This is a genomic window from Thermoleptolyngbya sichuanensis A183, assembly GCF_013177315.1.
Taxonomy (GTDB): domain Bacteria; phylum Cyanobacteriota; class Cyanobacteriia; order Elainellales; family Elainellaceae; genus Thermoleptolyngbya; species Thermoleptolyngbya sichuanensis.
The window spans coordinates 776,068-800,428 of sequence record NZ_CP053661.1; the positions used below are offsets into that span (position 1 = coordinate 776,068).

23 protein-coding genes are annotated in these 24,361 nt (G+C 57.0%); 14 read left to right on the forward strand and 9 right to left on the reverse strand.

From position 1 onward, the window contains the following. Positions 1–171: 171 nt before the first annotated feature. The 4 genes from psb27 to purH form a co-directional block, all read right to left on the reverse strand. A complete protein-coding gene (psb27, locus tag HPC62_RS03375; RefSeq protein ID WP_068508368.1) occupies positions 172–570 on the reverse strand; it encodes a photosystem II protein Psb27 in 399 nt (132 codons plus the stop codon). 136 nt (positions 571–706) lie between these two features. Next, positions 707–1,189 carry a DUF4079 domain-containing protein gene (locus HPC62_RS03380; protein WP_172353748.1) on the reverse strand — a complete coding sequence of 161 codons (483 nt, stop codon included), beginning with the start codon at positions 1,187–1,189 and terminating at the stop codon, positions 707–709. Positions 1,190–1,449: 260 nt separating this feature from the next. Then, positions 1,450–1,755, reverse strand: a complete 306-nt coding sequence (locus tag HPC62_RS03385; protein ID WP_172353749.1) for a hypothetical protein — start codon at positions 1,753–1,755, stop codon at positions 1,450–1,452. Positions 1,756–1,988: 233 nt separating this feature from the next. Continuing rightward, the gene (purH, locus tag HPC62_RS03390; RefSeq protein WP_172353750.1) at positions 1,989–3,569 is read right to left on the reverse strand and encodes a bifunctional phosphoribosylaminoimidazolecarboxamide formyltransferase/IMP cyclohydrolase; all 1,581 of its coding nucleotides are present in this window, start codon (positions 3,567–3,569) and stop codon (positions 1,989–1,991) included. Between the two features lie 560 nt (positions 3,570–4,129). On the opposite strand from purH, the gene HPC62_RS03395 reads away from it, so the two are divergent. Both HPC62_RS03395 and isiD read left to right on the forward strand, forming a co-directional pair. Further along, entirely contained in the window at positions 4,130–4,792 is a 663-nt protein-coding gene (locus HPC62_RS03395; RefSeq protein ID WP_205370397.1) for an alpha/beta hydrolase, read from the forward strand. A 140-nt stretch (positions 4,793–4,932) separates the two neighbouring features. After that, positions 4,933–5,145, forward strand: coding sequence for a protein IsiD (gene isiD / locus HPC62_RS03400; protein WP_172353751.1), 213 nt, complete (start codon positions 4,933–4,935; stop codon positions 5,143–5,145). A gap of 179 nt (positions 5,146–5,324) precedes the next feature. Here the strand turns inward: isiD and HPC62_RS03405 are convergent, their stop codons facing one another. Beyond that, on the reverse strand, positions 5,325–6,017 hold the full coding sequence (locus HPC62_RS03405) for a phosphoribosyltransferase (RefSeq protein WP_172353752.1): 693 nt from the start codon (positions 6,015–6,017) through the stop codon (positions 5,325–5,327). A gap of 354 nt (positions 6,018–6,371) precedes the next feature. Between HPC62_RS03405 and psaK the strand changes: the two genes are divergently transcribed. From psaK to prfB, 5 genes are all read left to right on the forward strand, one after another. Continuing rightward, positions 6,372–6,632, forward strand: a complete 261-nt coding sequence (psaK, locus tag HPC62_RS03410) for a photosystem I reaction center subunit PsaK (RefSeq protein ID WP_068516001.1) — start codon at positions 6,372–6,374, stop codon at positions 6,630–6,632. 251 nt (positions 6,633–6,883) lie between these two features. Continuing rightward, positions 6,884–7,255 (forward strand): hypothetical protein, encoded by a 372-nt coding sequence (locus tag HPC62_RS03415; protein ID WP_172353753.1) that lies wholly within the window; start codon positions 6,884–6,886, stop codon positions 7,253–7,255. Continuing rightward, positions 7,252–8,844, forward strand: a complete 1,593-nt coding sequence (gene dacB, locus HPC62_RS03420) for a D-alanyl-D-alanine carboxypeptidase/D-alanyl-D-alanine endopeptidase (RefSeq protein ID WP_172353754.1) — start codon at positions 7,252–7,254, stop codon at positions 8,842–8,844. Before HPC62_RS03415 ends, dacB begins: the two co-directional genes overlap by 4 nt. A 236-nt stretch (positions 8,845–9,080) precedes the next feature. After that, a complete protein-coding gene (locus tag HPC62_RS03425) occupies positions 9,081–11,615 on the forward strand; it encodes an HD family phosphohydrolase (protein WP_172353755.1) in 2,535 nt (844 codons plus the stop codon). A gap of 263 nt (positions 11,616–11,878) precedes the next feature. Next, positions 11,879–13,004 (forward strand): peptide chain release factor 2 gene (prfB, locus tag HPC62_RS03430; RefSeq protein WP_216655321.1). Its coding sequence is split into 2 segments (ribosomal slippage): positions 11,879–11,953 and positions 11,955–13,004, totalling 1,125 coding nucleotides; the frame shifts between segments, so codons are not numbered across the junction. 30 nt (positions 13,005–13,034) lie between these two features. On the opposite strand, the gene HPC62_RS03435 is transcribed toward prfB, so the two are convergent. Beyond that, the gene (locus tag HPC62_RS03435; protein WP_172353756.1) at positions 13,035–14,180 is read right to left on the reverse strand and encodes a DegT/DnrJ/EryC1/StrS family aminotransferase; all 1,146 of its coding nucleotides are present in this window, start codon (positions 14,178–14,180) and stop codon (positions 13,035–13,037) included. A 223-nt stretch (positions 14,181–14,403) separates the two neighbouring features. Between HPC62_RS03435 and HPC62_RS03440 the strand changes: the two genes are divergently transcribed. The 3 genes from HPC62_RS03440 to HPC62_RS03450 all read left to right on the forward strand — a co-directional run bounded on the left by HPC62_RS03440 (position 14,404) and on the right by HPC62_RS03450 (position 16,193). Next, entirely contained in the window at positions 14,404–14,637 is a 234-nt protein-coding gene (locus HPC62_RS03440; protein WP_172353757.1) for a hypothetical protein, read from the forward strand. A gap of 255 nt (positions 14,638–14,892) precedes the next feature. Further along, entirely contained in the window at positions 14,893–15,708 is an 816-nt protein-coding gene (locus HPC62_RS03445) for a TlyA family RNA methyltransferase (protein ID WP_172353758.1), read from the forward strand. A gap of 230 nt (positions 15,709–15,938) precedes the next feature. Then, a complete protein-coding gene (locus tag HPC62_RS03450; RefSeq protein ID WP_172353759.1) occupies positions 15,939–16,193 on the forward strand; it encodes a YkvA family protein in 255 nt (84 codons plus the stop codon). Between the two features lie 365 nt (positions 16,194–16,558). Here HPC62_RS03450 and HPC62_RS03455 read toward each other — a convergent pair whose 3' ends face one another. From HPC62_RS03455 to HPC62_RS03465, 3 genes are all read right to left on the reverse strand, one after another. Then, entirely contained in the window at positions 16,559–16,840 is a 282-nt protein-coding gene (locus HPC62_RS03455; RefSeq protein WP_172353760.1) for a response regulator transcription factor, read from the reverse strand. 1,039 nt (positions 16,841–17,879) lie between these two features. Further along, entirely contained in the window at positions 17,880–18,593 is a 714-nt protein-coding gene (locus tag HPC62_RS03460; RefSeq protein WP_172353761.1) for a TetR/AcrR family transcriptional regulator, read from the reverse strand. A 381-nt stretch (positions 18,594–18,974) separates the two neighbouring features. Beyond that, positions 18,975–19,742 (reverse strand): hypothetical protein, encoded by a 768-nt coding sequence (locus HPC62_RS03465; RefSeq protein ID WP_172353762.1) that lies wholly within the window; start codon positions 19,740–19,742, stop codon positions 18,975–18,977. A 361-nt stretch (positions 19,743–20,103) separates the two neighbouring features. Between HPC62_RS03465 and HPC62_RS03470 the strand changes: the two genes are divergently transcribed. From HPC62_RS03470 to HPC62_RS03485, 4 genes are all read left to right on the forward strand, one after another. Next, complete coding sequence (locus HPC62_RS03470) at positions 20,104–21,060, forward strand: methylated-DNA--[protein]-cysteine S-methyltransferase (RefSeq protein ID WP_172353763.1); 957 nt, start codon at positions 20,104–20,106, stop codon at positions 21,058–21,060. A 249-nt stretch (positions 21,061–21,309) separates the two neighbouring features. Then, a complete protein-coding gene (locus HPC62_RS03475) occupies positions 21,310–21,810 on the forward strand; it encodes a GNAT family N-acetyltransferase (protein ID WP_172353764.1) in 501 nt (166 codons plus the stop codon). Between the two features lie 148 nt (positions 21,811–21,958). After that, the gene (locus HPC62_RS03480; protein WP_172358761.1) at positions 21,959–23,620 is read left to right on the forward strand and encodes a SulP family inorganic anion transporter; all 1,662 of its coding nucleotides are present in this window, start codon (positions 21,959–21,961) and stop codon (positions 23,618–23,620) included. Between the two features lie 369 nt (positions 23,621–23,989). Beyond that, positions 23,990–24,184, forward strand: a complete 195-nt coding sequence (locus HPC62_RS03485; RefSeq protein ID WP_172353765.1) for a hypothetical protein — start codon at positions 23,990–23,992, stop codon at positions 24,182–24,184. Positions 24,185–24,361: the final 177 nt, after the last annotated feature.

Here is a 24,361-nt window from a genome sequence, read left to right on the forward strand (position 1 = left end):
TAAGAAAGGGAGGGCTGGTTCGCTCTCCCTTCTACGAATCCCAACTAATTCTCAAACTGACAGGACTTACGCACTTGCGATCAGCTCTTTGGGCTTTGGATGATTTCTCGCAGGCGCAGCCCGATAGAAATCGTCCAACTGCGTAAGTCCTAACTAATTCTCAGAAAAGCACTATGCTTCCCGCTTTAGTGCAGACTCGACCTGTTTAAATTCCAGTTCCAAACGCTCCTTCAGCTTGGCAGGAACAGGACGATTGGGATAGGAGCTATAGTGCCCTGCTAGAGAATTCAGCGCTGTCCGCATGGTAGTAAAGGAACCCAGCTTGAGCAGCGAGTTGTCTCGGCGATATCGGGCTGAGAAGTCGTTGATTAGCTGGCGGGCTTCGGATTGGGCGGCGGCCTTTTCAGGCGTTCCATCGGGCAGTTCTAGTGCGTTCCGCAAGCTACCGATCAGCGCCAGCGTATCTTGCCGATAGTTGCCACTGAGATTTCCCGACGCACTGGAGCAGCCCGTCAATCCAATGACACACACCAGCACTAGGGCGAACAGACGAGTTAGAAAAGTCTTCATAGAACCTCGGCAACTAAAAATCGGCAATTTGGAAAGCGACCGTCGAAATCAAAAACTGAAAAAGCGTCGTTTTTCATCATAACTTGAGTTGGCGATCGCCCCAGCGCAACACGCCAACCCCAGCAACCCTTAGTCCTCAGGTGTTACCCGTCATGCGGTTCACGACGTTTTGCACAATCTGCATTCCGGTGATAGCCTGCCAGCCAAACAGAGCCAGCAGAATCACGTTCAGCGTGATGTGGGCATAGCGGGCCGCATCGTTGCCCTTCTGCATAAACGGGGTCAGTGCAGCAGAGGTGGCAATCATGCCCGTCATGCCCAAGCCCACCAGCAGGTGGGGGTTGACGAACAGCTTGCCGCTGTTGGCATAGGTGGCAGCCATGCCGCCCAGCGTGCCCAGCACCATCGTCGCCAGCAAGATCGAGCCAATCTGGTGATGGCGAATATTGAAACGCCCTTTGAGCAATGCTTTTTTGACCTCGCCCTCGGCAGATCGCGTGCGCCGAAGCTGAACGCCCAGATACATGGCATAGATCGTTAGCCCAAACAAAACCCACATTAGGATCGGATGAACAAACTGGCTGTAAACCTTGAGCGACTGCAAAAGCTCAGGATTCATTACGCTCTCCCTCTCTGCGCCTCAAATCTTAAAAAAATCTAACTGCACTGTAATAAAAATTAGCACAATTAGCATCGTTGGGAAGAGACGAGCAGGATGGACGGGAGGCGGAGGCGGTCAGATCACTTCCGAATCAGATCAGTTCCGAAAAGGATTACCTCCAAAAAACAAGCCTCCCAGCGAGAACTTGCTTGGAGACTTGTTTGCGGATGAAGGACTGGGCGTAGAGCTGGTAACCCTTCTCTCAGGGGGCGATCGCGCTACATGCCCGGCAAGAGCGAGTCCGTTGCATTGGTCGGCTCGGCCTGGGGCTGTTGGCGCAGGATGATGGGCGGCTCGGTGACTAGCCCCACGAGGCGATCGCTCGGAAAGCAGAGAATCGCTTTGCCCTCGGTGATTGGAATCTGGAAAAGGCGCTGAGGGCGGTTTTCGGGTGGCGCAACCAGCGTCTCAAACAGCTCTTGCAGGAGCATGTTGTTGGACTGAATTGTGACCGTTTGCTGCGTGCCGCCATCGAGAAGGATGGTGACGGCGACTTCTTGGGGCAGAGGTGCATCAGAAACCATGCGATTACCTAAATATAGAGTGAATGCTGAACAACAGCTTGAGTGAAAACTTAAAACAGGGGGTTCGTGCAAAACAGCAGCCCGATGGCTGAATCTCGACAAGCCTTCATTTATACTTCCCTCGAAATAAGACGGAAATCGGGAAATTGCTGGAAAGTCGAGCAATGGGCTGCTAATTGTTATGCAGTCTTTACGACTTGAACATCTGGGCGGCGAAGTGCAATCAGGAAGACCTAGTGCAAGAAATGGCGAACGCCCGTGAAAATCATAGCCAATCCCAGCTCGTTTGCGGCCTGAATCGACTCGGCATCGCGCAAACTGCCGCCGGGTTGGGCGATCGCTACGATCCCCGCCGCCGCCGCCTGCCGCACCGAATCGTCAAACGGGAAAAAGCCGTCGCTGGCTAAAATTGCGCCCCTAGCGCGATCGCCCGCCTGCTCCAGCGCCAGCTTCACAGATCCGACCCGATTCATTTGCCCTGCGCCAATGCCCAGCGTGGTGCGCTGATTCGTGACCACAATTGCGTTGGATTTGACGTGTTTGCAGACTGTCCAGGCAAAGCGCAGTTCTGCCCACTGGTCGTCGGTCGGTGCTTTTTCGGTCGCCACTTTCCACTGGCTGATGTCGATCGGACGATCATCGGAGGCTTGAACCAGCAGTCCTCCGGCGATCGCCCTCACCGCCTGCGCTGGGCCTGCGTGCAGGTCGAGCAGCGTCAGCACGCGCACTTTGGACTTTGCTGCTAGGATTTCTGCCGCTGCCGCATCACACCCCGGCGCAACCACGCATTCCAAAAAGGTCTGGGTCAAAGCCGCTGCGGTTTCTACATCGATGGGTCGATTCAGCGCCACAATGCCGCCGAAGGCCGAGGTCGAGTCGGCTTCATAGGCTTTGGTATAGGCCTCCAGCAGCGTATTGCCCAGCGCCACACCGCAGGGATTGGTGTGCTTAATAATCACAGCGGCGGCGGGCGCACCGGGCGCATCGTCAAACTCCGCCACAATCCGCCGCGCCGCCTCCAGATCGACCAGGTTGTTATAGCTCAACTCCTTGCCCTGGAGCTTGGTTGCCTCTGCCCAGCCCGTGGGCGATTCCCCAGTTTGATACCAGGCGGCAGGCTGATGGGGGTTTTCGCCATAGCGCAGCGGTTGCAGCAGGCGACCCGTGATGAAAATCGAAGCTGGATGCTCGCTGCCCGATTCTGCGGCGATGGGTTCGCGGGTTGCCGATTGCGCGGCCAGATAGGTGGCGATCGCCGCGTCATACTTCGCCGTGTGCGAAAACCCCGCCAACGCGCAGGCTCGGCGAAACTCGAACGACACCTGACCATCCCCCCGCCGCAATTCCGTCAGATATTCGTCATACTGGGCTGGATTGCACAGCACGGTGACATGGGCAAAGTTTTTGGCCGAGGCCCGCAGCATTGCCGGGCCGCCGATATCGATCTGCTCCACCGCGTCCGCCAGCGACATACCCGGTTGGGCAATAGTCTGCTCAAAGGGGTAGAGATTCACCACCACCAAGTCAATTGGCTGAATTTGGTTGGTCTCCAGATCAGTCAGGTCTTGGGGAACGTCCCGTCGGGCTAGAATGCCGCCGTGAATGCGGGGATGCAGCGTCTTTACGCGCCCACCCAGGATTTCGGGGGAACCTGTGTAGTCAGAAACTTTGGTGACTGGGATGCCTGCCGCCTTCAGCGCTTCGGCGGTGCCACCGCTACTGATAATGGAAAAATCGAACGTTTCTACGAGCTGGCGGGCAAACGCCACTAGTCCGGTTTTGTCAGAAACGCTCAGAAGAGCTAAACGGGTCATGGCACTCTACTAACTCAAAAACGACTCTAAACCGACTCGAACCTGAATAACGGCGGTATGACGGCTGAAAACTTCTCGCAAGCGCGTCACCATTTCATGAAAACACTTAACCAGTTCGTCTGGCTGACGCACTTGCGTAAAAGGACTACAGGACTGCTAATAAGCTGCGGTTGACGCTTCCTCAGAATACTCAGAGTATATGGAAACAATAGGCTGGGAAACTTATGATTTGTATGATTTGATCGAATTGCGCTTGATTTTGATGGAACTGTGTTCAGGGCGATCGCCGTCTGGAGGTTTAAACCTGGGTTCGCTAAATTCGCACCCTGGCTGAATGGCTCCGCCAAAGCAGGGTCAGCGCCAAACTCCTCTAGTCTTCTAGAGTCGCTGCCCGAAATTACCACGCAAAACTACCACCCGAACTACCACCCAAAACTACCACCCAAAATTACCACTCAAAAAAATTACCACCCAAAACTACCATCCAAAGCCACTATCCAGAGTCCACACGCATCGATCCTGATTTACACGCCTGCTGACTTTCTACCAAGAGGAAGACTGTGTCTCTGAGAGCGATTTCCATTCCGCCTCGCAGCGGCAAATCGCCGGAAGCGCTGCTGGTCATGCTGCATGGCTGGGGAGCCAATGCCCAGGATGTCGCTTCGCTGGCGCTGATGCTGGATTTGCCGACGATGCAACTGCTATTTCCTGATGCGCCGTTTCCCTATCCCTACGGGCCCACAGGTCGCGTTTGGTACGACTTGCCCGATGGCTATTCCTTCGAGAGCGATCCAGAATTTGTCCATCAGCCCAAACTGCGGGAGAGCGCTGCCCAACTGACAGACTGGCTGCGATCGCTCTCGTCGATCACGGGTGTACCGCTAGAAAAAACGCTGCTGGCGGGCTTTTCGCAGGGTGGTGCGATGGCTTTGGAGGTGGGTCTGAGTCTGCCGCTGGCGGGGCTGCTGGTGCTGAGCGGCTATTTGCACGGGCCACCCCAACTGGGGATCGCGCTGCCGCCGCCCGTGCTGATGGTGCATGGTCAGCAAGATTTGGTGGTGCCGATTGGTGCGGCCCGGCGATCGCGCGATGTTCTGCAATCGGCGGGGCTATCGGTGTGGTATCACGAGCTATCAACGGGTCACGAAATTACCCCGGAGGTACTGAAATTGGCGCAAAACTTTACAGAAGAAATACGGTTGTCAGCGAGCCGGAGCGAATAGGATAGGAGATGTAGAGGTCTATGGCTCTCAGCGAAGCCCACGCAGGCAGCGAAGCCTGCGGAGGTATGAATGGGAGTCTGCTCTGGAGAATTGCTTTCTAAAGGGTTCTTTCTGACTAGTCGGAATTTGGAGGGCGAGCCATGCGTACATTGGACTTTTGCGAGCAAGATGTCGCCCAAATGACCGAGGGCGAGGTAGAAAACCTGGCGAAGCGGCTCGAACAAGACGACTATGCAAACGTCTTTGAAGGGCTGCGCGACTGGCACCTGCTGAGGGCGATCGCCTTCCAGCGCCCCGAACTGGCAGAACCCTACTATTACCTGCTAGATATGGAAGCCTACGACGAGTCCTAAGTGCACTTCACGGCTGGAACGCTGCTGTAACACTAGCTCGATGTCATGCTGATCATGCTGAGCCTAGAGGCCCAAGTCCAGCGTTCACGTCTAGATTTCACATTCAGGTTTCACAGACAGGTTTCATATTCAGGTTTTCAGGTTTTATGGACAGGTTTTGTAGAACCACGAAATTCAGCTTAACGAAGCCCTGACTCCTGAAGCGTCTGATGATGACGCTTGAGGATATCTAGGGCTTCTTCGGTTTCGACCTGGGGAAACTCGACATAGAAGCGGCTGACGCTGAGAAAAGAGCGCGGAGCCGCCAACAGGACGATGCGATCGCCCCAATGCTTGAGAAACGGCACAACCCGCGAAGGCGCAACGGGCGCACAAATGATCACTGCCGCTGGATGCTTGGCTTGCAGGGCACGAGCTGCGGCGGCCATCGTCAGCCCAGTGGCAATGCCGTCATCGACCAGAATGGCGATCGCCCCACGGGGATCATTCGGCTTCATGCCTCCCGAAAACAAGTCTTGCTGGATACGAGCGCTCGCCTGTGCGGTCTGCACTGCGCTGCGCCATAGCGATGTTCGCGTTTCCATCATCCCGGCATGGCGCGATCGCATCACCTGACCGTCGGCCGTCACCGCCCCAATCGCCAACTCTGGATTGTCGGGGCGCGTCACCTTTTTGGCTACCAGCACGTCCAGCGGACAGCGCAAGCTCTGGGCAATCGGCGCTGCCACCGGAATGCCACCCCTAGGCAGCGCGTAGACCAGCGGTTGGGCATTGGGATAGCGAAACCGCAGCAGGCTCACCTCGGCAGCCACCAGCGGTGCAAGCTGTTGTCCGGCATCCTGGCGATCGTGCAGCGGCAGTAGGTTGGACATGTTGTCCCTCCGGGGGTGAGAGGGGGCAGGGGCGAGGGGATCAAGGAGAAATGAGACTATCACTCTCGATCATGACGGATCTTTCCAGGCTTGGTTAGCAAAACGCATAGGACGCAACCTGCAACCAGTGCGACGGGGGGCGATCGCCCTTTGTAGAATTTTGTTGCGGCAAACGTTAACTATTGATGCAAACTATGCCAGAGGTTGTCCGTTTTTTGATACTAGTGCCCTTAAGCTAGTCTTTCGCCCGCCGGAGGTTTCGGGGAGGCAGGTTTGCTGGCCGGGGGCCTGCGGAGCGTGGGAAAGATCAGCATTCTGATTCATTCCTCTTTTCATGACTTAGGAGATCGAGCCTTGTTCATTTCCCCGTTACTTGCTGCCGTGCCCACCACCCTGGAATGGGGCCCCAAAACGGCAATTGTCATGATCCTGTGCAACATTCTGGCGATCGCCATTGGCAAATTCACAATTCAACAGCCCAGCGTTGGGCCGGAGCTACCCTCCTCTAATATGTTTGGCGGCATGGGTTTGGGGGCGCTGCTGGGAACGACCTCTCTCGGTCACATCCTTGGCGCGGGAGTGATTTTGGGACTAGCCAGCATGGGCGCACTATAGCCCCAAGACGCTGGCAGAAGCCGCCAAGATCTCTGTAGGCAGGGTCTGGCAGTGTTTTATCTGGCAGTGTTTTATCTGGCAGTGTTTCATAGTTGACGACTTTGGTGCCTCGCAAGAGTGCCGCAGGCTTGCAGCAAGCCGCGTTAGTCATTGGGGTCATGAAGACTCACGGCGCGTCTTTCCCAATGCTGCTCAACGCTGCTCTATGATGTACCAGAGTCGTCACCCTTTTACGTTTGCCCAAATCCTGCATGATTGTCTCGCCTGATGAATTGGTTCGTTATCGCGCCGAGCTAGCCGAAAATCCTGAGGCCCTGGCAGCATTGACCATGCTGGAAGATTGCGAAGGAGATTTGGAAGATGCGGCGATCGCCCTGGCGCTGCGGGAAGGACAGGAACCCGATCAGTCGGAAGGCTGGCTCGATGGTTTTGCCAAGCGCTGGCGGGTCTACGTTTGCCAGTCCGGTGTTCGAGGTCACCTGGAGACAGGGGCGATCGCCCTGGGCATCCAGCTTCTAGCAGCCGAAATGGTGCTGCCCGTTGATCTGGCGACGTTGGTTGCCATTTACGTACAAAAAACGGGCGTGGAGACTTTCTGCAAGCCCCTGGAGGAGCGGCTTTGAGCGTCGGATGGCAGGGCGGCTGGCAGGGCTGGCACCGCAGCCAGAAGGCCCCGATCGTCTTCGCCGCGCTCTTGGCGCTGTTGGGCAGTGGGAACCTGTCCACGGCGATCGCCCAAAGCCAAGTTCCTAAACCAGACCTTACCCAAAATCCAAAATCCAAAATCCAAAATCCCCAAATCGCCCAATCTCCCGGCAGTTTCTGTGCGACAGATTTGCCAGGGCAACTGGACGCGCTGCTGAATGCAGAGCCTGTGCCGCGATCGCGCTGGGGCGTATTGGTGCGATCGCTCGACACGGGCAAAACGCTCTATGCCCGCGAAGCAGACCAGTTTTTCATTCCTGCATCCAATGCCAAAGTCTTCACCACAGCGGCCACGCTGACGGCCCTCGGCCCCGCCTTTCGCATTCGCACCTCTCTCTACCGCGACGCAAGCGACCGCGATGCGGCAGAAGCAGCAGAGGCAGGGCAAGTCCGGCTGCGGCTAGTGGGGCGCGGCGACCCTACGCTCACCACTGCCCAACTCGATGCGCTGACCACACAACTCAGGGCACAGGGCATCGCCCGCATCGATCGCCTGACGGTCGATACCTCCTACTTCCAGGGCGACGAGGTAAACCCCAACTGGGACTGGGAAGATGCCCAGGCGGGCTACGGCGCACCCGTCAGCAGTGTGATGGTGGATGGCAATGCGATCGCCCTCCAGTTGGTTCCCCAAGCGCTGGGGCAGCCCCTCCGCGTCGTGTGGCGCGACCCGGCCGATGGCGCGGGCTGGGCCATCGACAATCGCTCTCGCACTGTCGCCGCCAGCGAAGCCGAATTTACAGCCGTCCGCCGCGCCTTTGACCGACTGCTGCTGCGGGTGGGCGGCCAACTGCGGGTCGGCAGCGCCGCAGAGCCAGAAATCATCCCCGTCACCGATCCAACCCGCCACTTCATCAACCGACTGCGGCGCTCGCTCCGCAACCAGGGCATCGTGCTTGGCCCAGTGGCGATCGCCACCACGCCCACCCGCCTCACGGAACCCGAAATCGCCAGCATCGCCTCTGCCCCCCTGTCGGAATTGCTCAAACCCACCAACGCCAACAGCGAAAACCTCTACGCCGAGGCAATGCTGAGAATTTTGGGCGCAGAGCAATTGCCCAATCAGTCCGCCAATAGTCTCTCCGCCGGAATCACGGCTCTCAAAGCAACCCTGACCCAACTGGGCGTATCCGCCGACAGCTACGCCCCTGTCGATGGTTCTGGACTGGCCCGCAAAAATCTGGCCAGCCCAGAATCCTTGGTGGAAACCCTGAGGGCGATCGCCCGCACTCCCAACGCCCGCGTGTTTCGCGACTCGCTGGCCGTAGCCGGCAGCAGTGGCACCCTTCAAAACCGCTTCCGCAATACGCCCGTGCAGGGAAGGCTCTGGGGAAAAACCGGAGCCATCAGCGGCATCGCCTCACTGTCGGGCTATCTAGAGCCGCCCCAGCATCCGCCCCTGGCGATCAGCATCTTGGTCAATCATTTTGACCAGCCTGTGCGAACCGTCCGCCCAACGATGGACGAGCTGGTGCTGCGAATGGCGCGGGTACAATCCTGCGAGTAAAACGCATCCCCCAAAGTGCTTTCAAAGTGCTTTCCCCCATTGCCCCACGAAGCACCCCTGCTCTATCTTCTTGTAAACGAAACCTCTCGCTTATACTAGAGATCTGTAGCAGGCGAGATGGCTCTGGGGTTTTGACCCATCGGTTAAGAATTCCTGTTTCTTCTTTCCAAGAAAAAATCGTCTCGTATTTGGTGCGATCGCCACAGCCCTTTAATTAAGTGCCACTTGGTGCGCTGATGAAACTGTTCCGAGGATTTTCCAAACAGTTTGAACCGGGGCGGCAAAGACATCGCTCTAAGCCAGGCAGTCTGCGCCCTAGCAAGCAAGCTGGTATCCCGCCGACTCGTTTTTCTAGCGAATATGCCAACCGTCTGTGGCTCCAGGTTTCCCAAGCGGCTCGGCTAGGGCAAGATTGGCTCTGTCCCCCGGCTCGTCGTCGCAAGTCTTCCTTTTCTTCGACCTGTGCCTATCCCCGGGCCTATGCGCTGCTGGCCGTGCTGACGCTGACGAGCGTGATTGGCTATCGGTTCTATAACGAGCCTCAGCTTGCCGTGGGCACCGTTGCTCCTCAAACGCTGCGGGCTCCGGAGAATGCAACGGTGCTAGATAGCAAGTCAACCGAAGAAAAGCGGATGGCTGCCCGCCTGGGTGCGCTACCTGTGCTGATGATCGATCCGGCGGTCAATCAGCGCATTTATCAATCCATTCAGCGCCTCCTAGACGAAGGGGACGCGCTGCGCCAGATGGCCGGGCCCTTCCCATACATCTCTACAGGTACTTTATCGACTGCGACGCAATCCTATCTCCGGCAAACCTCAAAGGCAGAGTGGGAATCGATCGTTGCGGCCGTCGAGTCAACTGCAAGCCGCCTGCCCTTGTCTTCTACTCCGGCAACCTCAAGCGGACGCGAGCCGTCGTCGCGGTCGGCTCAGCAGCTTGCCATTCTGGAACTGCAAAATCAGCGACGCTCGATGTCGGAAGAAGACTTTTCGGCACTAAAGCGAGTCATCGTGCGGGCCCGCCAAAACTATGCGATCGCCCTAGCGGAGCTGTCAAACACGCCGGAAGCAGGAGCCAGCCTCTATTCTCCTGCCGTGCTACAACTCTCTGATACCGAATGGCTGGATACCAAAGTCAAAATCCGTCGCGCCCTCGAACGAATCCTCACCCAGGGAGTTGCGCCTGGTCTGCCAAACAGCATTTTGAAAGATGCCATTCGCATTCAGATGGGAACCGACCTGCCCGCCAACACGTTGCCCCTGGCTAGCACGCTCCTGATTTCTGCCATCGAGCCAAACCTGATCCAAGACCCAGCCCAAACTCGACTCCAGGCAGAGCAGGCTGCCCAGGCAGTCGAGCCAGTCATGGTGACGATTCGTCGAGGCGAGGTGATTGTCGATCAGGGCGATGTCATTACCCAGGAAGGCTTTGTGCTGCTCGACCACTTTGGGCTGAGCCAGCGCGGCATTAACTGGTTTGGGCTGACCAGCTTCGCGGCCCTGGTGAGCGGCGGCGTGGCGGCATTTCTCCTGCTGGAAAGGCGCTTTCACCCCGGCTTTCGACGGCGCGACTATGTGCTGGTCATGCTGCTGGTGCTGAGTACCCCGGTGCTGCTGGCGTTTGGCGCCTCGACTACGACGCTCCCCGCCGTAGGGCTGCTGGTCAGCACGTTCTACGGATCGCCGCTAGGCGCAACGGTGGCTGCGTTTCTCAGCCTGGCCCTGCCGCTGGGGATGAATGTGGGCAGTCGCCATCTCTTTGCCAGCTCGGTCAGCAGCCTGCTGGGGGCGGTGATGGCGGGCCGACTGCGATCGCGCGAAGAACTCGCCCTGCTGGGCGGAGCCATCGGGCTAACGCAGGGATTGGTCTATCTGTTGCTGAGCCTGATCGTCAGCGGCGGCAGCGGCATTGTCTGGTACACCATCCTCATGGCCTCGTTGACGCAGGGCCTGCTGGGCGTTGCCTGGAGCATCGTCGCGCTGGGCATCAGTCCCTACCTGGAGCAAGCCTTTGACCTGGTGACCCCGATTCGGCTGGTGGAACTGTCGAACCCCAACCGGCCGCTACTCAAGCGACTGGCCGAAGAAGCTCCTGGCACCTTTCAGCACACGCTGTTTGTGTCTACGCTGGCGGAGGCAGCGGCCCGCGAACTGGGCTGCAATGTAGAACTGGTGCGGGCAGGAACGCTGTATCACGACATTGGCAAGATGCACGACCCGCTGGGCTTTATCGAAAACCAGATGGGCGGGCCTAACAAGCACGACAGCATTGACGACCCCTGGGTGAGCGCCAGCATTATTAAAAAGCACGTCACCGAAGGCGAGGCCATGGCCCGCCGCTATCGCCTGCCCCGCGCCATCCGCGCCTTTATTCCCGAACACCAGGGCACGATGCTGGTCGGCTACTTTTTCCACGAGGCCCAGCAGCGCGTCAAAGCCAATCCATCGCTCATCCTTCGCGAGGCAGATTTTCGCTACGATGGGCCGATTCCTCAATCCCGCGAGACGGGCATTGTGATGCTGGCCGATTCCTGCGAAGCTGCGCTGCGATCGCTCAAGGATGCCACGCCCAAAGACGCGCTGGCGATGGTCAACCGCATCCTCTACGCCCGCTGGCAAGACAACCAGTTGGTCGATTCGGGCCTAGAGCGATCAGAAATGCCCCGCATTGCCGAAGTCTTTGTGCAGGTGTGGCAACAGTTTAACCACCAGCGGATTGCCTACCCGAAGGCGATCGCCGCCCCCAAAGCCCCAGCCGCAGAGGTAAAATGAGAATTCCAGGGATTAGGGTGTGTTTTATAGCCTTTTGATCCCCCTAGTCCCCTTAAAAGCTCCCCCCTTGCCTCCTTAAAAAGATCCCCCCTAGCCCCCCTTAAAAAGGGGGGAACTGGGCTGGAGCGCTATCGACTTAGGGCAATCAACGACCTAGCTTTCAACCCTGTCCAGGTATCAACGGTGAGGCAATACCTGAATTCAACGCCGCTTCACCACCTGTCCCAAGACTCAACCAAACCCTCTTCTACCTCTAAACCCCAATGATCGATTCGTCCGACATCAAGCGCAGCATCGAACAGTTGTCCGATCGCCTGGGTCATACCCAGGACTATCTTTGACCTGCCTGCCCTCAACGCCAAAATTCAAGACCTAGAGCAGGTCGCCTCGCAGCCCGACTTTTGGGACAACCAGGCCCAGGCCCAGCGAGTGCTGCAAGAACTCAACGACCTAAAATCCCACGTTGAGCAGGTGCAGCGCTGGAAAACCACCCTGGACGATGCCCAGGCAGTGCTGGAACTGTTGGAACTGGAATCTGACGAATCGCTGCTGCAAGAGGCGCAGGACAGCCTCAGCCAGATGAGCCGCGAACTTGACCAGTGGGAGCTTCAGCAGTTGCTCTCTGGCGAATACGACGACCGGGGTGCCGTGCTGACGATTAACGCTGGCGCAGGCGGCACCGACGCGCAAGACTGGGCCGAGATGCTGCTGCGGATGTATACCCGCTGGGGCGAAAGCCACGGCTATAAGGTATCGCTGTCGGAACTGTCGGAGGGCGACGAAGCGGGCATCAAATCTGCCACGCTAGAAATTGACGGGCGCTACGCCTATGGCTATTTGAAAAACGAAAAGGGGACTCATCGCCTGGTGCGGATTTCGCCCTTCAACGCCAACGACAAGCGGCAGACCAGCTTTGCGGGCGTGGAAGTGATGCCGATTCTCGACGACTCCGTAGAGCTAGACATTCCCGAAAAAGACCTGGAAATTACCACCATGCGCTCTGGCGGCAAGGGCGGGCAAAACGTGAACAAGGTGGAAACGGGGGTGCTGGTGCGCCATCTGCCGACGGGGATTTTGGTACGCTGCACCGAAGAGCGATCGCAGCTTCAAAACAAGGAAAAAGCCCTGGCCCGTCTGAAGGCCAAGCTGCTGGTGATGGCCAAAGAGCAACGCGCCAAAGAAATTGCCGATATCCGGGGCGACATGGTAGAAGCAGCCTGGGGAAACCAGATCCGCAACTACGTGTTTCACCCGTACCAGATGGTGAAGGACGTTCGCACAAACGTCGAAACCACCGCCGTAACCGATGTCATGAACGGCGAACTGGATGCCTTTATTGAAGCCAGCCTCAGGCAGGAGAATCAGTTGGTCAGCCAAGCGGAGGTTTAGGGCAGGTTTTTTGGAGGCAGCAGTCTCCAGCTATCCCTGAGGATTCAGGCTATCCTTCAGGGCATAGACGACCCGCTCCTGTTGCTCTGGGGTCAGTTCGGGGAACATGGGCAGCGATAGGACTTCATGGCAAAGCTGCTCCGTGATAGGGAAGGAGCCGGGGCCATAGCCCAGCGGTTCGTAGACCTTTTGCAGATGCAGCGGCAATGGATAGTAGATCATTGAGCTAACGCCTTGCTGCTGCATAGACTGCCGGACGCGATCGCGGTATTCTCCACCCACAGTTCCCGCAGGCAGCGGCGACAGGCGAATGGTGTACTGATGCCAGACGGGTTTGCCGCCAGGAATAGGCAACGGCGGAATCACACCCGGAATCGGGCGGAGCAGTTCTGTATAGCGAGCGGCGATCGCCCGTCGCTGCTCATTCCAGGTTTCCAGATACCGCAGCTTCACCTGCAAAATGGCCGCCTGCACCGCATCCAGACGGCTGGTGAGGCCGATCTCGTCGTGATAGTAGCGCGTGCGGCTGCCGTGTTCTCGCAGGGCGCGAATCCGAGCGGCGATCGCCGGATCGCTCGTCGTCACCGCGCCGCCATCACCGCAGGCTCCTAGATTTTTGGTAGGGAAAAAGCTAAAGCAGCCGACCTGCCCAATGCTGCCCACTCGCTGCCCGTTCCACTCGGCCCCGGCCGCCTGGGCGCTGTCTTCAATCACAATCAGGTTGTGGGCCTGGGCGATCGCCATGAGCCGCGTCATGTCCACAGGCTGCCCAAACAGATGCACCGGGATAATTGCCCGAGTGCGGGGCGTGATTGCCGCTTCGACCTGCGCCAGATCCAGGTTAAACGTGGCCGGGTCAATATCCACAAAGACAGGCGTTGCCTGGGCCTGACTAATGGTTTCTGCTGACGCGATAAAGGTAAACGGCGTGGTGATCACCTCATCCCCCGCGCCGATATCATATGCCCGCAGCGCCAGATAGAGCGCGTCTGTTCCAGAATTGCAGGCGATCGCCTCCGATGTACCAATGTACGCCGCAAACGCCTGCTCAAACTGCTGCACCCGCGGCCCGTTGATATATTGACCCGAAGCCAGCACCGTCAGCACTGCTTCATTCACCTCAGCGCTGATGGTCTGAAATTGCTGTGTTAGATCCAGAGGGGGAATCACGCTCACTCGCCTACACCAAAAAGAGATGGACTAGCCTTCAGACTCTATCTTCCCGTAAGTTCACGGCTGCGAGATCCCCAGATAGGGCAGTTCTTGCAAGTGCCAGGTGCCAGTCAGCGTTTCTTAAAGAAAACTTTCAAACCCCGCCCCCAAAAGCGATCGCCCTGCACACCCGCTGATTCAGAGAAAATGCTAGTCTATCTGAACCATTTTGCACCAAGGCTTTGCCATGAACTTGCACTTTCCAGAAGATGCCCTGACTCTAGCCCTCATCCTAGGGGCGATCGCCCTCGCACTACCCCTGCTGGGCTGGCTGCTGCGCGTTGCCGGGTCGCTAATTAGCAGCGCCATCTCAATTTTGATCCTGCTGTTTTTGGTGAAGCTGGTGTTTGGGCTAAACCCTGACCAACTGTGGTATCAAGCTAGCCATGCTGTGCAAAAGCTAATATCCTCTATCGGGTGATCAGCGGCATGGGGAAGAGGGAAGGGGGAAAGAACGAAGAGGGAAGAACGAAGAACGAAGAGGGAAAGCCTCTATTGGCTGATCAATAACGTTGATCAGTGAGATTGATTAGAAGTAGAGGAACGCGGCTGCCCAAGTTTCTCCATGATCGATGGGAATCCCGGCATCTCTTAGCAGGACGATCCAAAATCCAAAATCCTAAAATCCCCAATCTAAAATCTAAAATCGACATGGGCACTCTTGGGGGGCGATTGCGTGGCGCGGCAGCGGCTGGACGCACAACTGGTAGAACTGGGGCTGTGCGAGTCGCGGCAGCAGGCACAACGGCTGATCCGGGCTGGCGAAGTGCGGGTTAACCAGCAGGTGATCGACAAACCGGGCACGGAAATTGACCCAACTGCCCAGATCGAAGTCAAAGCGCGATCGCCCTTTGTTTCTCGCGGCGGCGAAAAGCTAGCCAAGGCACTGACAGACTTTCAAATCCCGGTTGCAGGGCGCGTGTGTTTGGATGGCGGCATTTCCACTGGCGGCTTTACCGACTGCCTGCTGCAAGCGGGCGCGGCGCGAGTCTACGGCATTGACGTAGGCTATGGTCAGGTCGCCTGGAGCATCCGCCAAGACGAGCGCGTGGTGCTGCGCGAACGCACCAATCTGCGCCACCTCACGCCCGCCGACCTCTACGGCCCAGCCGATCCACATCCCGATTTGGGCGTGGTAGACGTATCCTTCATCTCTTTGACCAAGGTGCTACCCGCGCTGTGGAACCTGCTGGAGCCTCCCCGCGACGTGATTTTGCTGGTGAAGCCCCAGTTTGAAGTGGGCAAAGAAAAAATTGGCAAAAAGGGCGTGGTGCGAGAGGCGGCTGACCAAGCAGGGGCGATCGCCCAGGTGTTGGCCGCTGCCCAAACCCTCGGCTGGCGCTACGCCAATCTCACCTGGTCGCCCCTCGTCGGCCCCGCAGGCAACCTCGAATACCTGCTCTGGCTCAACCTAGACAGCACCGAATCGCCCCCCGATGCCGCCGCCCTCAAAGCGCTGGCGCAAGCTGCACACTCTGCATTGAGGAATTAGGAATCAGCAGGCAGGTTCCAAGAATTAGACAGCAAACGAATGCTGCCCAAAATCCCTAATTCAAAATCCCTAATCCAAAATCCAAAATTTCTCGCCCATCCCTCACCCAAAGACTGGTTTTCACCCCCAAAATAGCCCGATAAACCGCACCTTTAAGCGCTTTCAAAACCCTGGGCAATCCGCGATGATGAATAACGTAAGGTCGTGGTCAAGCGAATCGAGTCACTGAAATGAAGAAATTTTTTGCTCAGCCGTTTTATGGGTTGCTTCGCAAGCTGGTTGCCAACCCCAAGTACCGCTGGTGGATCGTCGGCGCATCGCTGATTTATCTCATCAGCCCCTTCGACTTTTCCCCAGATATGATCCCGTTCTTGGGACAAATTGATGACGCGCTGCTCATCACGCTAGTTGCAACAGAACTGTCTCAGGCAGTGCTGCAATACAAAGCCAAAAGACAGCAAGAGCCGACCGAAGCGGAAGCGTAATCTAGCTCTGAGATCAGGAATTGGGCAGTTTTTCTCTCCCAATTCCTGAGGCTGAATGGATCGATGAATGTTTCGCTTATTCCGCTGTTCACTGAGTCCTATTCACTGAGTTATTGTACTGAGTCCTCACACCCGAAAGCGCCCAGTTGATGGCGCTTTTTTATTAGAACAAGCCTTTCCAAAAACGCACTGACCCGAAAAGCTTTAATGCGTTACGCTGGCGCTAGTACATCCTACAAATACTTGCTAGGACTTACGCAGTTGGACGATTTTTCGCGGACGCAGCCCGCGAAAAATCGTCCAAAACCCAAAGAGCCTATCGCAAGTGCGTAAGTCCTGACTTGCAAAGAATTAGGATCATTTACTTAGTGAACCAGGTCATTCCGAAATGCATGGACAACCATTTGCACGCGATCATTCACGCCAAACTTGTTAAAGATATTGCGAACGTGAACCTTTACAGTGTTTTGGCTGAGGTGTAGTCGTTTTGCAATTTCAGATGTGCGGCATCCATCGACGATAAGCTGTAGCACCTCTTGCTCACGCACCGAAAGGACGCTAGATGCTCGGCGACGGGCCTGCTTGACCGGGAGAAACGCGAGTTTTAGGTTAGGCGTTGCAAGTGGGGACGGACTGATGGGTTGCATAGAAGAACACCTGCTCTTGGAGAAATTTTGTAGCCAATCTTTTGGACAAGGCTGACCGAAAGCAAAACCAGAATTGGGCGAGCCAGCACGGCGTTACCTTAGGAGCGCACGGGCTTTGGAAAGGGCATCAGCGGGTCGCGGTTAAGCGTGAACGAAAATTGACGAAGCGATTTTTTGTATATCGAACGGTCGTTATTTCTAGCATCGACAATCGAACGATTGACATGCAAATCGAGACGCACAAACAAACTCCTCTGCAAGTTCTCTACAAGTTAGAGAGTGTCAGCAAGTCATGCAAACCTCTCTAGACAGCCGTTACTGCGTACACCCATCTCGATTGTTTGCATAAGGCCCCGAAAGATCCCCCCAGGTTCTCCTTACCAAGGGGGACTTCCGATGGTAAGAGGGACTTCCGATCCCGTTCTCCCCGCTTTGGGTCACTCTGGGTTCGGCTCCGGTTCCCCCTTACTTAAGGGAGGTTAAGGGGGGAGCAAAGCATCGCCGCTCAAGCATAGAAGACTGTGTGTACACAGTAGCTAGACGGTGGGGAAAGGGGGGGTGGCCAAGATTTCCAGGAGGCGAATCAGTGTTGATAGAAGTACGGACTGAACACGACTCTCGAACAAGTATCAGACTCTTGAGGCGCGGGCATTAACCCGGTTCCTTAACCAACTTCTTGAAAGCTTGTACTTAAAAGCTCGGGCACCTCGAAAAATTCAGATCCTCTTGAGAATGGCTACGAGAAAAGGAGGGTTTCAGACTCCTAAAATTCTCAATAAGGCAACTAATCGAGGTGTCCGTTCGCACTTAAAAGCTCGTTAACTTGAAGGTTGATTGACCCGTCGCAGTCCAGTTAGGCAAAACCCAGGCCGGAGCGATCGCCAGGACAATTTATATCGAACAGGAGTTATAAAACAATATAGGCGCATTGTTTCAATTTGTCACTCCCTTTTTGAAAAAATTCAGACAAACCACAGGCGGCCATGTTTAGCCCCAAACTCCACCACCGCAGAAGGTTTCAAGGACGCTTGAGGGTGGCTTAGTTGCGCTCCTCCTGGCCCACCAGCGCGGCTGTGTCCAGTTCTTTGCTCAGCTTTTTTTCTAGGGTTTGCTTAAGGGCTTGGTCAGGGATTTCAACGGGGGGTTCAACAGGAGGTTCAACGGAGGGTTCAGTGGGGGCGGCTTGCTTGGACGCGAGATAGGCTTGCAGCATTTCACCGAGCAGCGCGGCCTGGCGCGGGATCGACGTGCGATCGCCCACATACAATCGCCGCAGCAGCAGTCCATCTACAAAATTGCCCAAAAAGCGCACCAGTTCAATGTCATCAATGCCGAGACAGTGCATTATGCCCTGCTCTGTACCCTCCACCGAGCCTTGCAGCGTTTCGTTGCAGTTCACCTCTTCCAGGCTGAGTTGGCGGGCAAAGTCCAGCATCATCAGCGTCTGGTGCTGAAAGTATTCCTCCCGCTCCGCCAATAGCTCAAACCCCACCCTGAGACGCTCTGAAACGCTCTCCAGGTGGGCAGTGCGGGACATAAACTCGAAGGAGTCCTGTTCGCAAACAAAACCCACAAGCTGCTCGAACAGGCTTTCCTTGCTGGGAAAGTAGTGATAGAGCGTGCCCGTAGAAACCCCGACACGCTGAGCGATTTGTCGCATGGTGACTGCGTTGTAGCCCTTCTCAGCAATCACCTCAAAGCATTTGCTCAGCAGCTCTTTGCGATATTCTTCGTGGTCAACAATCTTTGGCATTGACTAAAGTGGGGGATTCAAAACCAGTCTTTTGTATATCAAGCGTTCGATATATTTATCGTAGTCCCTTGAATGGCTCGGTTTGTTTCCTTCAGGCCATCAACGGCCTCGGATGCTTACGGAAGAAAAGCCGGGCGATCGCAACTCGACGCGGCTTCCATAAAAGACTCATGTGATAAGCCTAGCGCGATTAGCCAGAAGCACAAAGCAGGAAACCAGGACAAAGATTCGGAATAAACAACGATTGACATCGATTATGACTCTATCCTGCTGCTCAGAAACTGGCTTAAGCTAGCTTAAATAAAAGCATCGAGCAGATTTGGCTATGTCTATGACGATTTCTGTCCGATGCTCTGAATTTTTGTGGGACTTACGCTGGGTTTAGTTGGGGAGGCGATCGCACCTTTCTCGATCATGCTCACAGATAAACGCTCGATACGCCTCCCGCTCGGTGCTAAACGAGCGAGTTTCCCCTCGACGGGTGCAGTCTGCCTGTTCCCAATAGCGCAGATAATATTGCCTGCTTGATGCCTGGAAGATAGCGTAGTTCCAGCGGCTGCTGGCGGAACCCGTGGAGACGCGACGTTCGCCGCTGCGGGGGTTCATCAGGTCTGCACAGTCGTTCCCGCCGCTTCTGTTGGCGCTGCTGCGGGCGGTGCTGGAGGCTGTTGTGCTGCGTCCTGTGGGGGCGGCGCTCGTCTGGGGGTGGGATGGGCTGGACTGGCGGAATCCGGCGGTGGCGCGATCCCAGTCGAGCGGCTGGGCACGGGCGACCTGCTGAGCGGCAGCGGCTTGCTGGGCCTGGGCGATCGCCCCTGCACATTCTGGCGTATTGCTCAGGTCAAAGCTGCTGCGGAGGGTCTGGTATTCCTGAAGCTGCCGACGATAGCGAACCCATTGCTCTCGCAGGGCGGGCGCGGTGCTGGGCGATCCGATCAGCAAGTTCACCGCGTAAATTGCCTGACTCCAGTCGTTGAGGCACACGGCCTGTTGCAGCATAGCCTGGGCCATCTCTGGACTCACGGACTGGCTGGTGGTTTGGGCGGTGGCAGCCCATTCGCGGGGTGGCGAAACCAGGGCGATCGATGAGGCGGAAAAAACAGTCAGTGCAAACCAGCGGAGCGGTTGATGAAGCTGGGAAAAACGCATAGAACTTTGTGAAAATAGCAACCCTGAAGCAGCAGTTTCAAAACAGCAGGAGTCCTGAAACGATTGCAACAGCTAATCCGAGGCTAGCTGTTGCAGGAAAACAAGTGCCTGACGGAATCTACGGAGAGGATTCCGAGAAAATGCGATTACTCGGTGTTTTTGGGGACTTGCGGCGCAGGATTGCAAAAATCGGGTGGAGTTTTGCCAGGGGCGATCGCTAGATTGAGCTAAGTTTAGTCAAGTTTTTGGCAAATTCTCGGCAGGTTCTCGGCCAGGTTTTGGCAAATTCTTGGCAAGTTCTTGGCAAACTCTCGGCAAATTTTCGGCAAACTCTCGGCAAATTTTCGGCAAATTTTCGGCAATGAACACGCGCCAACCCCATCCAATCTCGGTCGCCGGATCAGTCGCAGGATCGGTTGCCGGAGACGATCTGGACGACTATCAGCGCATTGCAGCGGCGATCGCCTTTTTGCGGGCGCACCGGGTCGAACAGCCCGACCTGGCCGCCGTAGCCCAGCATCTCCACCTCAGCGAATCCCATGTGCAGCGGCTATTTACTCGCTGGGCAGGCATCAGCCCCAAACGCTTTTTGCAATATCTGACGCTGGAATATGCCAAGTCCAAAATTGCGGAAACCGAGAACCTGCTGGACTTGAGCCTGGAAGCGGGGCTGTCGAGTCCGGGGCGGCTGCATGACCTGTTTGTGTCGCTGGAGGCAATGTCACCCGGAGAATATAAGGCCGGCGGCGCAGGACTGGAAATCGTCTACGGTATTCACCCGACGCGGTTTGGACGGGCGCTGGTGGCGATGACCCCACGGGGCCTATGCAATTTACTGTTTTTGGATGGGTTGGACGCTGCCGAGTCCGCTGGGGAAGCGGAACTGCGACGGCTTTGGCCGAATGCCGCACTGCGCTACGACCCCACCGCGACCCAGACCGTGGGCGATCGCCTCTTGAACCCGCTCGACAACCCCAAGCCCATCAGCCTGTGGGTCAAGGGCACCAATTTTCAAATTCAGGTGTGGCGATCGCTGCTCCAGCTTCCCCCCGGCAGCCTGGCCACCTATCGGCAAATCGCCCAGCACCTCGGTCGCCCCACCGCCAGCCGCGCCGTCGGCAACGCCATCGGCAGCAACCCCGTAGCGCTGCTGATTCCCTGCCATCGTGTCATCCGCGAGTCGGGCGAGCTGGGCGGCTATCGTTGGGGGCTGTCGCGCAAGTCGGCCTTGCTGAGTTGGGAAGCCAGCCAAACGGATTCTGAAGCAGGACTGACGCAGCAAGACCCCCAGCCCCCCACCGCTAATCTGCCCTGCTAATCTACACCTGGAATAAAATTGAGGAATTGCGTGGGGGTAAATATCGCTGGCTAAGTATTCTGCAATGCTCATGAAATGCTCATGAAATGCTTGTGCAACGCAGCGGGAGTCCTGCGCTGCAATTCAGGTTTCTAAAGGGGCGATCGCCCTTCTTTTGCCCAAAACGCTCAATAAAATGTCTGACCTCTACAAACTGACCTCTGCAAACTGACCTCTGCAAACTGACCTCTGCAAACTGTCCTCTGCAACATGCCCTCTTCCGACGCTGCCTTCGAGTTCAAGCCCATTGATCTGGCGAAACACCATCAGGTGTGTGTGCAGTTCAGGGCGGATGCGTTTGTGTGCAGCTTTGGGTCGGCGGAGCGGTTTTACGAGCCAAATGGAGCCGGGGCCGTGCAGTATTTGCGGTGGCTGGAGCAGCGGATTGCGGAGTTGCCCGACGGCTGCGTGCATTTGTGGAAAACCGGGCAAATTATTGGGCAAATCGAGCTAGGCTGCTGGAAGCGCGATGCCAGCGTGGGCTATGTGAATTTGTTTTATCTGGCTCCAGAATATCGGGGACAAGGGCTGGGGGCACGGCTGGATGAATACGCGACTCAGTTCTTTGGGCAGCACGGCTATGGCCGGGCCCGCCTCAGCGCCAGTCCGACCAATCTGGCGGCGATCGCCTTCTACCAAAAGCGCGGCTGGGTCGATCTGGGGCAGCGCCGCGACATGCCAGACACCCATTATTTTGAAAAGGTTTACTGAGAAGGGTTACTAAAACGGCGAATAACGGTATTCCGAGACACCTTTTCGTTAGGCTAGAGGGTGCGACTTAATCTCTTCTTAACCCGTCGCAACCAGAGGAACTGCCGTGGCCGTCAAGTCAAACCTGCTGAAACCGAATCGCCTGCCAATGCCGGGGCTGCATCGGCTGCGGGCCTATCGCCGCGACTGGCTGCGGGGCGATGTGCTGGCGGGGGCAACAGTGGCGGCCTACCTGATTCCCCAGTGCATGGCCTATGGCGAACTGGCGGGCGTGGGGCCAGTGGCGGGGCTGTGGGCCATTTTGCCACCCATGCTGATTTACGCCGTTTTGGGGTCGTCGCCCCAGCTTTCCGTCGGGCCGGAATCCACAACCGCCGTAATGACCGCAGCGGCGATCGCCCCTCTATTAGCCAGCTCGCCCCAGAGTTATCCCACCCTGGCGGCACTGCTGGCGCTGCTGGTGGGGCTGGTGTGCATAGCGGGTTCGCTGCTGCGGCTGGGCTTTTTGGCCAACCTGCTCTCCAAGCCGATTTTGATTGGCTACATGGCCGGCGTGGCGCTGATCATGATCGGCGGGCAGTTGGGCAAAATCAGCGGCGTGGCCATCCAGTCGGACAACGTGTTTGGCCAGTTTGGCGAATTTTTCAGCCAGCTTGACCAGATTCATCGACCCACGTTTCTCCTGTCGCTGCTGGTGCTGGCGTTTTTGTTTGGCATCCAGCGGCGGTGGCGCACGGCTCCGGGGCCGCTGCTGGCGGTGCTGCTGGCGACAACGGCGGTGGCGCTGCTGGATCTAGAGCGACAGGGCCTGGCCGTGGTAGGCGAAATTCCCGCCGGATTGCCGCATCTGGCGCTGCCCCTGGCCAGCCTGTCGGAACTGCCTTCGCTGCTAGGGGCGGCGGTGGGGATTGCGGTGGTGGGCTACTCGGACAACGTGCTGACGGCCCGCGCCTTCGCCACGCGCAACGGCTACGAAATTAACGCAAATCAGGAATTGCTGGCGCTGGGCGCGGCCAACCTGGGCACAGGGCTGATGCAGGGCTTCCCCGTCAGCAGCAGCGGCAGCCGCACGGTAATTGGCGATTCCCTGGGCAGCAAGTCGCAGTTGTTTTCGCTGGTGGCCTTCGGAGTCGTTATTGTTGTACTCCTATTTTTGCGGCCGCTGCTGGCGCTGTTTCCCAAGGCGGCGCTGGGGGCAATCGTGATTTATGCCGCCACCAAGCTGATTGAAATTCCCGAACTGAAGCGGCTGAGGCGGTTTCGCCAGAGCGAGTTTTTGCTGGCGATCGCCACTTTATTCGGCGTATTGCTCACGGATATTTTGGTCGGCGTGGCGATCGCCGTCGGGCTATCGGTGATCGACCTGTTTGCCCGCATCACGCGGCCCCACGATGCCGTTTTGGGAACCGTGCCCGATGTGCCTGGCCTGCACGACATCGACGACTGGCCCGGCGCAGTCACGATTCCTGGTCTGGTCATCTATCGCTACGATGCGCCGCTCTGCTTTGCCAACGCCGAAGACTTCAAGCAGCGGGCCCTGGGGGCGATCGCCGCAGAGCGGGTTCCCGTCGAGTGGTTTGTGCTGAACACGGAGGCGATCGCCGAAATCGACATCACCGCCGCCGACATGCTCTCGGAATTTTGCGACGAGCTAGCCAGCCGCCACATCACCTTCGCCTTGGCGCGGGTGAAGCAAGACCTCTACGCCCAACTGCGGCGATCGGGGCTGCTGGAGAAAATCGGAGCCGACCGAATTTACCTGACGCTACACACGGCGATCGCCGGATTTGAGGGCAGAAAGAGCCGCTAATCCGTAGGGTGCTGTTGTTGATATCAAGTTACAGAAATTTGGAGAATTTTTGGGGTTTGATACTTGCGTTCTACGAGAGTTTGGTCTGTCGTATCTGGCACTGGAATTAAATTCTCTCAGTTCCAGTAGAGGTTGTCCGGTTCAGGGTGAAGGCTCTGATTAGCCGTGTAACCAGCACGAACTAACCAGCTAACCTAACTCCTGTCGGGGCAGGAGCCAAGCTTTGATGATTATCATTCGCCTCGCAAGTGCTGACAAGTGGTTGGGAAACCGCCACACCCTGAGCCTTTCCCTCCCATCGGATGCCTTTCCGGTGGGTAACCTGTTTGTTTCCCAAACCCGCTTCCAATCACAAGCGAGGAAAAGCCTATGTCTCCCGAACGCAACGACGGGCTGCACGCGCAGCAACCCGTTTTCGCTGCGGATTTTTCTGCAAGTTCCGCAAGTTCCGCAGCCAACTCCACTGACCGCGCAACCGCCAGCGTTTCTGTAACCCCGCCCATGTCCGAATCCCACGGCGGCGCGGCTCCCCGGTCTTCCCTGGACGAGCGCCCGCAGGTCTGAATCATCGGCACACGCGACCAAGTCATTCACCTGATGAACGAGTTCTACGTGAAAAAGATCGCAAACGATCGGGTAAAGTTCACGCCCATCGTACCCGCGCCCTTTGCCAAAGATAAGTTCATGACGGTGCTGGTGCGCTAGGCAGCAAATTGGGGATGACGGGGGCAGGAGCGTTCG

Coding starts and splice junctions, on each gene's coding strand:
- psb27 (WP_068508368.1), bottom strand. CDS start 570: ATGAAGACTTTTCTAACTCGTCTGTTCGCCCTAGTGCTGGTGTGTGTC.
- HPC62_RS03380 (WP_172353748.1), bottom strand. CDS start 1,189: ATGAATCCTGAGCTTTTGCAGTCGCTCAAGGTTTACAGCCAGTTTGTT.
- HPC62_RS03385 (WP_172353749.1), bottom strand. CDS start 1,755: ATGGTTTCTGATGCACCTCTGCCCCAAGAAGTCGCCGTCACCATCCTT.
- purH (WP_172353750.1), bottom strand. CDS start 3,569: ATGACCCGTTTAGCTCTTCTGAGCGTTTCTGACAAAACCGGACTAGTG.
- isiD (WP_172353751.1), top strand. CDS start 4,933: ATGCGTACATTGGACTTTTGCGAGCAAGATGTCGCCCAAATGACCGAG.
- HPC62_RS03405 (WP_172353752.1), bottom strand. CDS start 6,017: ATGTCCAACCTACTGCCGCTGCACGATCGCCAGGATGCCGGACAACAG.
- HPC62_RS03415 (WP_172353753.1), top strand. CDS start 6,884: ATGATTGTCTCGCCTGATGAATTGGTTCGTTATCGCGCCGAGCTAGCC.
- HPC62_RS03425 (WP_172353755.1), top strand. CDS start 9,081: ATGAAACTGTTCCGAGGATTTTCCAAACAGTTTGAACCGGGGCGGCAA.
- HPC62_RS03440 (WP_172353757.1), top strand. CDS start 14,404: ATGAACTTGCACTTTCCAGAAGATGCCCTGACTCTAGCCCTCATCCTA.
- HPC62_RS03450 (WP_172353759.1), top strand. CDS start 15,939: ATGAAGAAATTTTTTGCTCAGCCGTTTTATGGGTTGCTTCGCAAGCTG.
- HPC62_RS03455 (WP_172353760.1), bottom strand. CDS start 16,840: ATGCAACCCATCAGTCCGTCCCCACTTGCAACGCCTAACCTAAAACTC.
- HPC62_RS03460 (WP_172353761.1), bottom strand. CDS start 18,593: ATGCCAAAGATTGTTGACCACGAAGAATATCGCAAAGAGCTGCTGAGC.
- HPC62_RS03465 (WP_172353762.1), bottom strand. CDS start 19,742: ATGCGTTTTTCCCAGCTTCATCAACCGCTCCGCTGGTTTGCACTGACT.
- HPC62_RS03470 (WP_172353763.1), top strand. CDS start 20,104: ATGAACACGCGCCAACCCCATCCAATCTCGGTCGCCGGATCAGTCGCA.
- HPC62_RS03475 (WP_172353764.1), top strand. CDS start 21,310: ATGCCCTCTTCCGACGCTGCCTTCGAGTTCAAGCCCATTGATCTGGCG.
- HPC62_RS03480 (WP_172358761.1), top strand. CDS start 21,959: ATGCCGGGGCTGCATCGGCTGCGGGCCTATCGCCGCGACTGGCTGCGG.
- HPC62_RS03485 (WP_172353765.1), top strand. CDS start 23,990: ATGTCTCCCGAACGCAACGACGGGCTGCACGCGCAGCAACCCGTTTTC.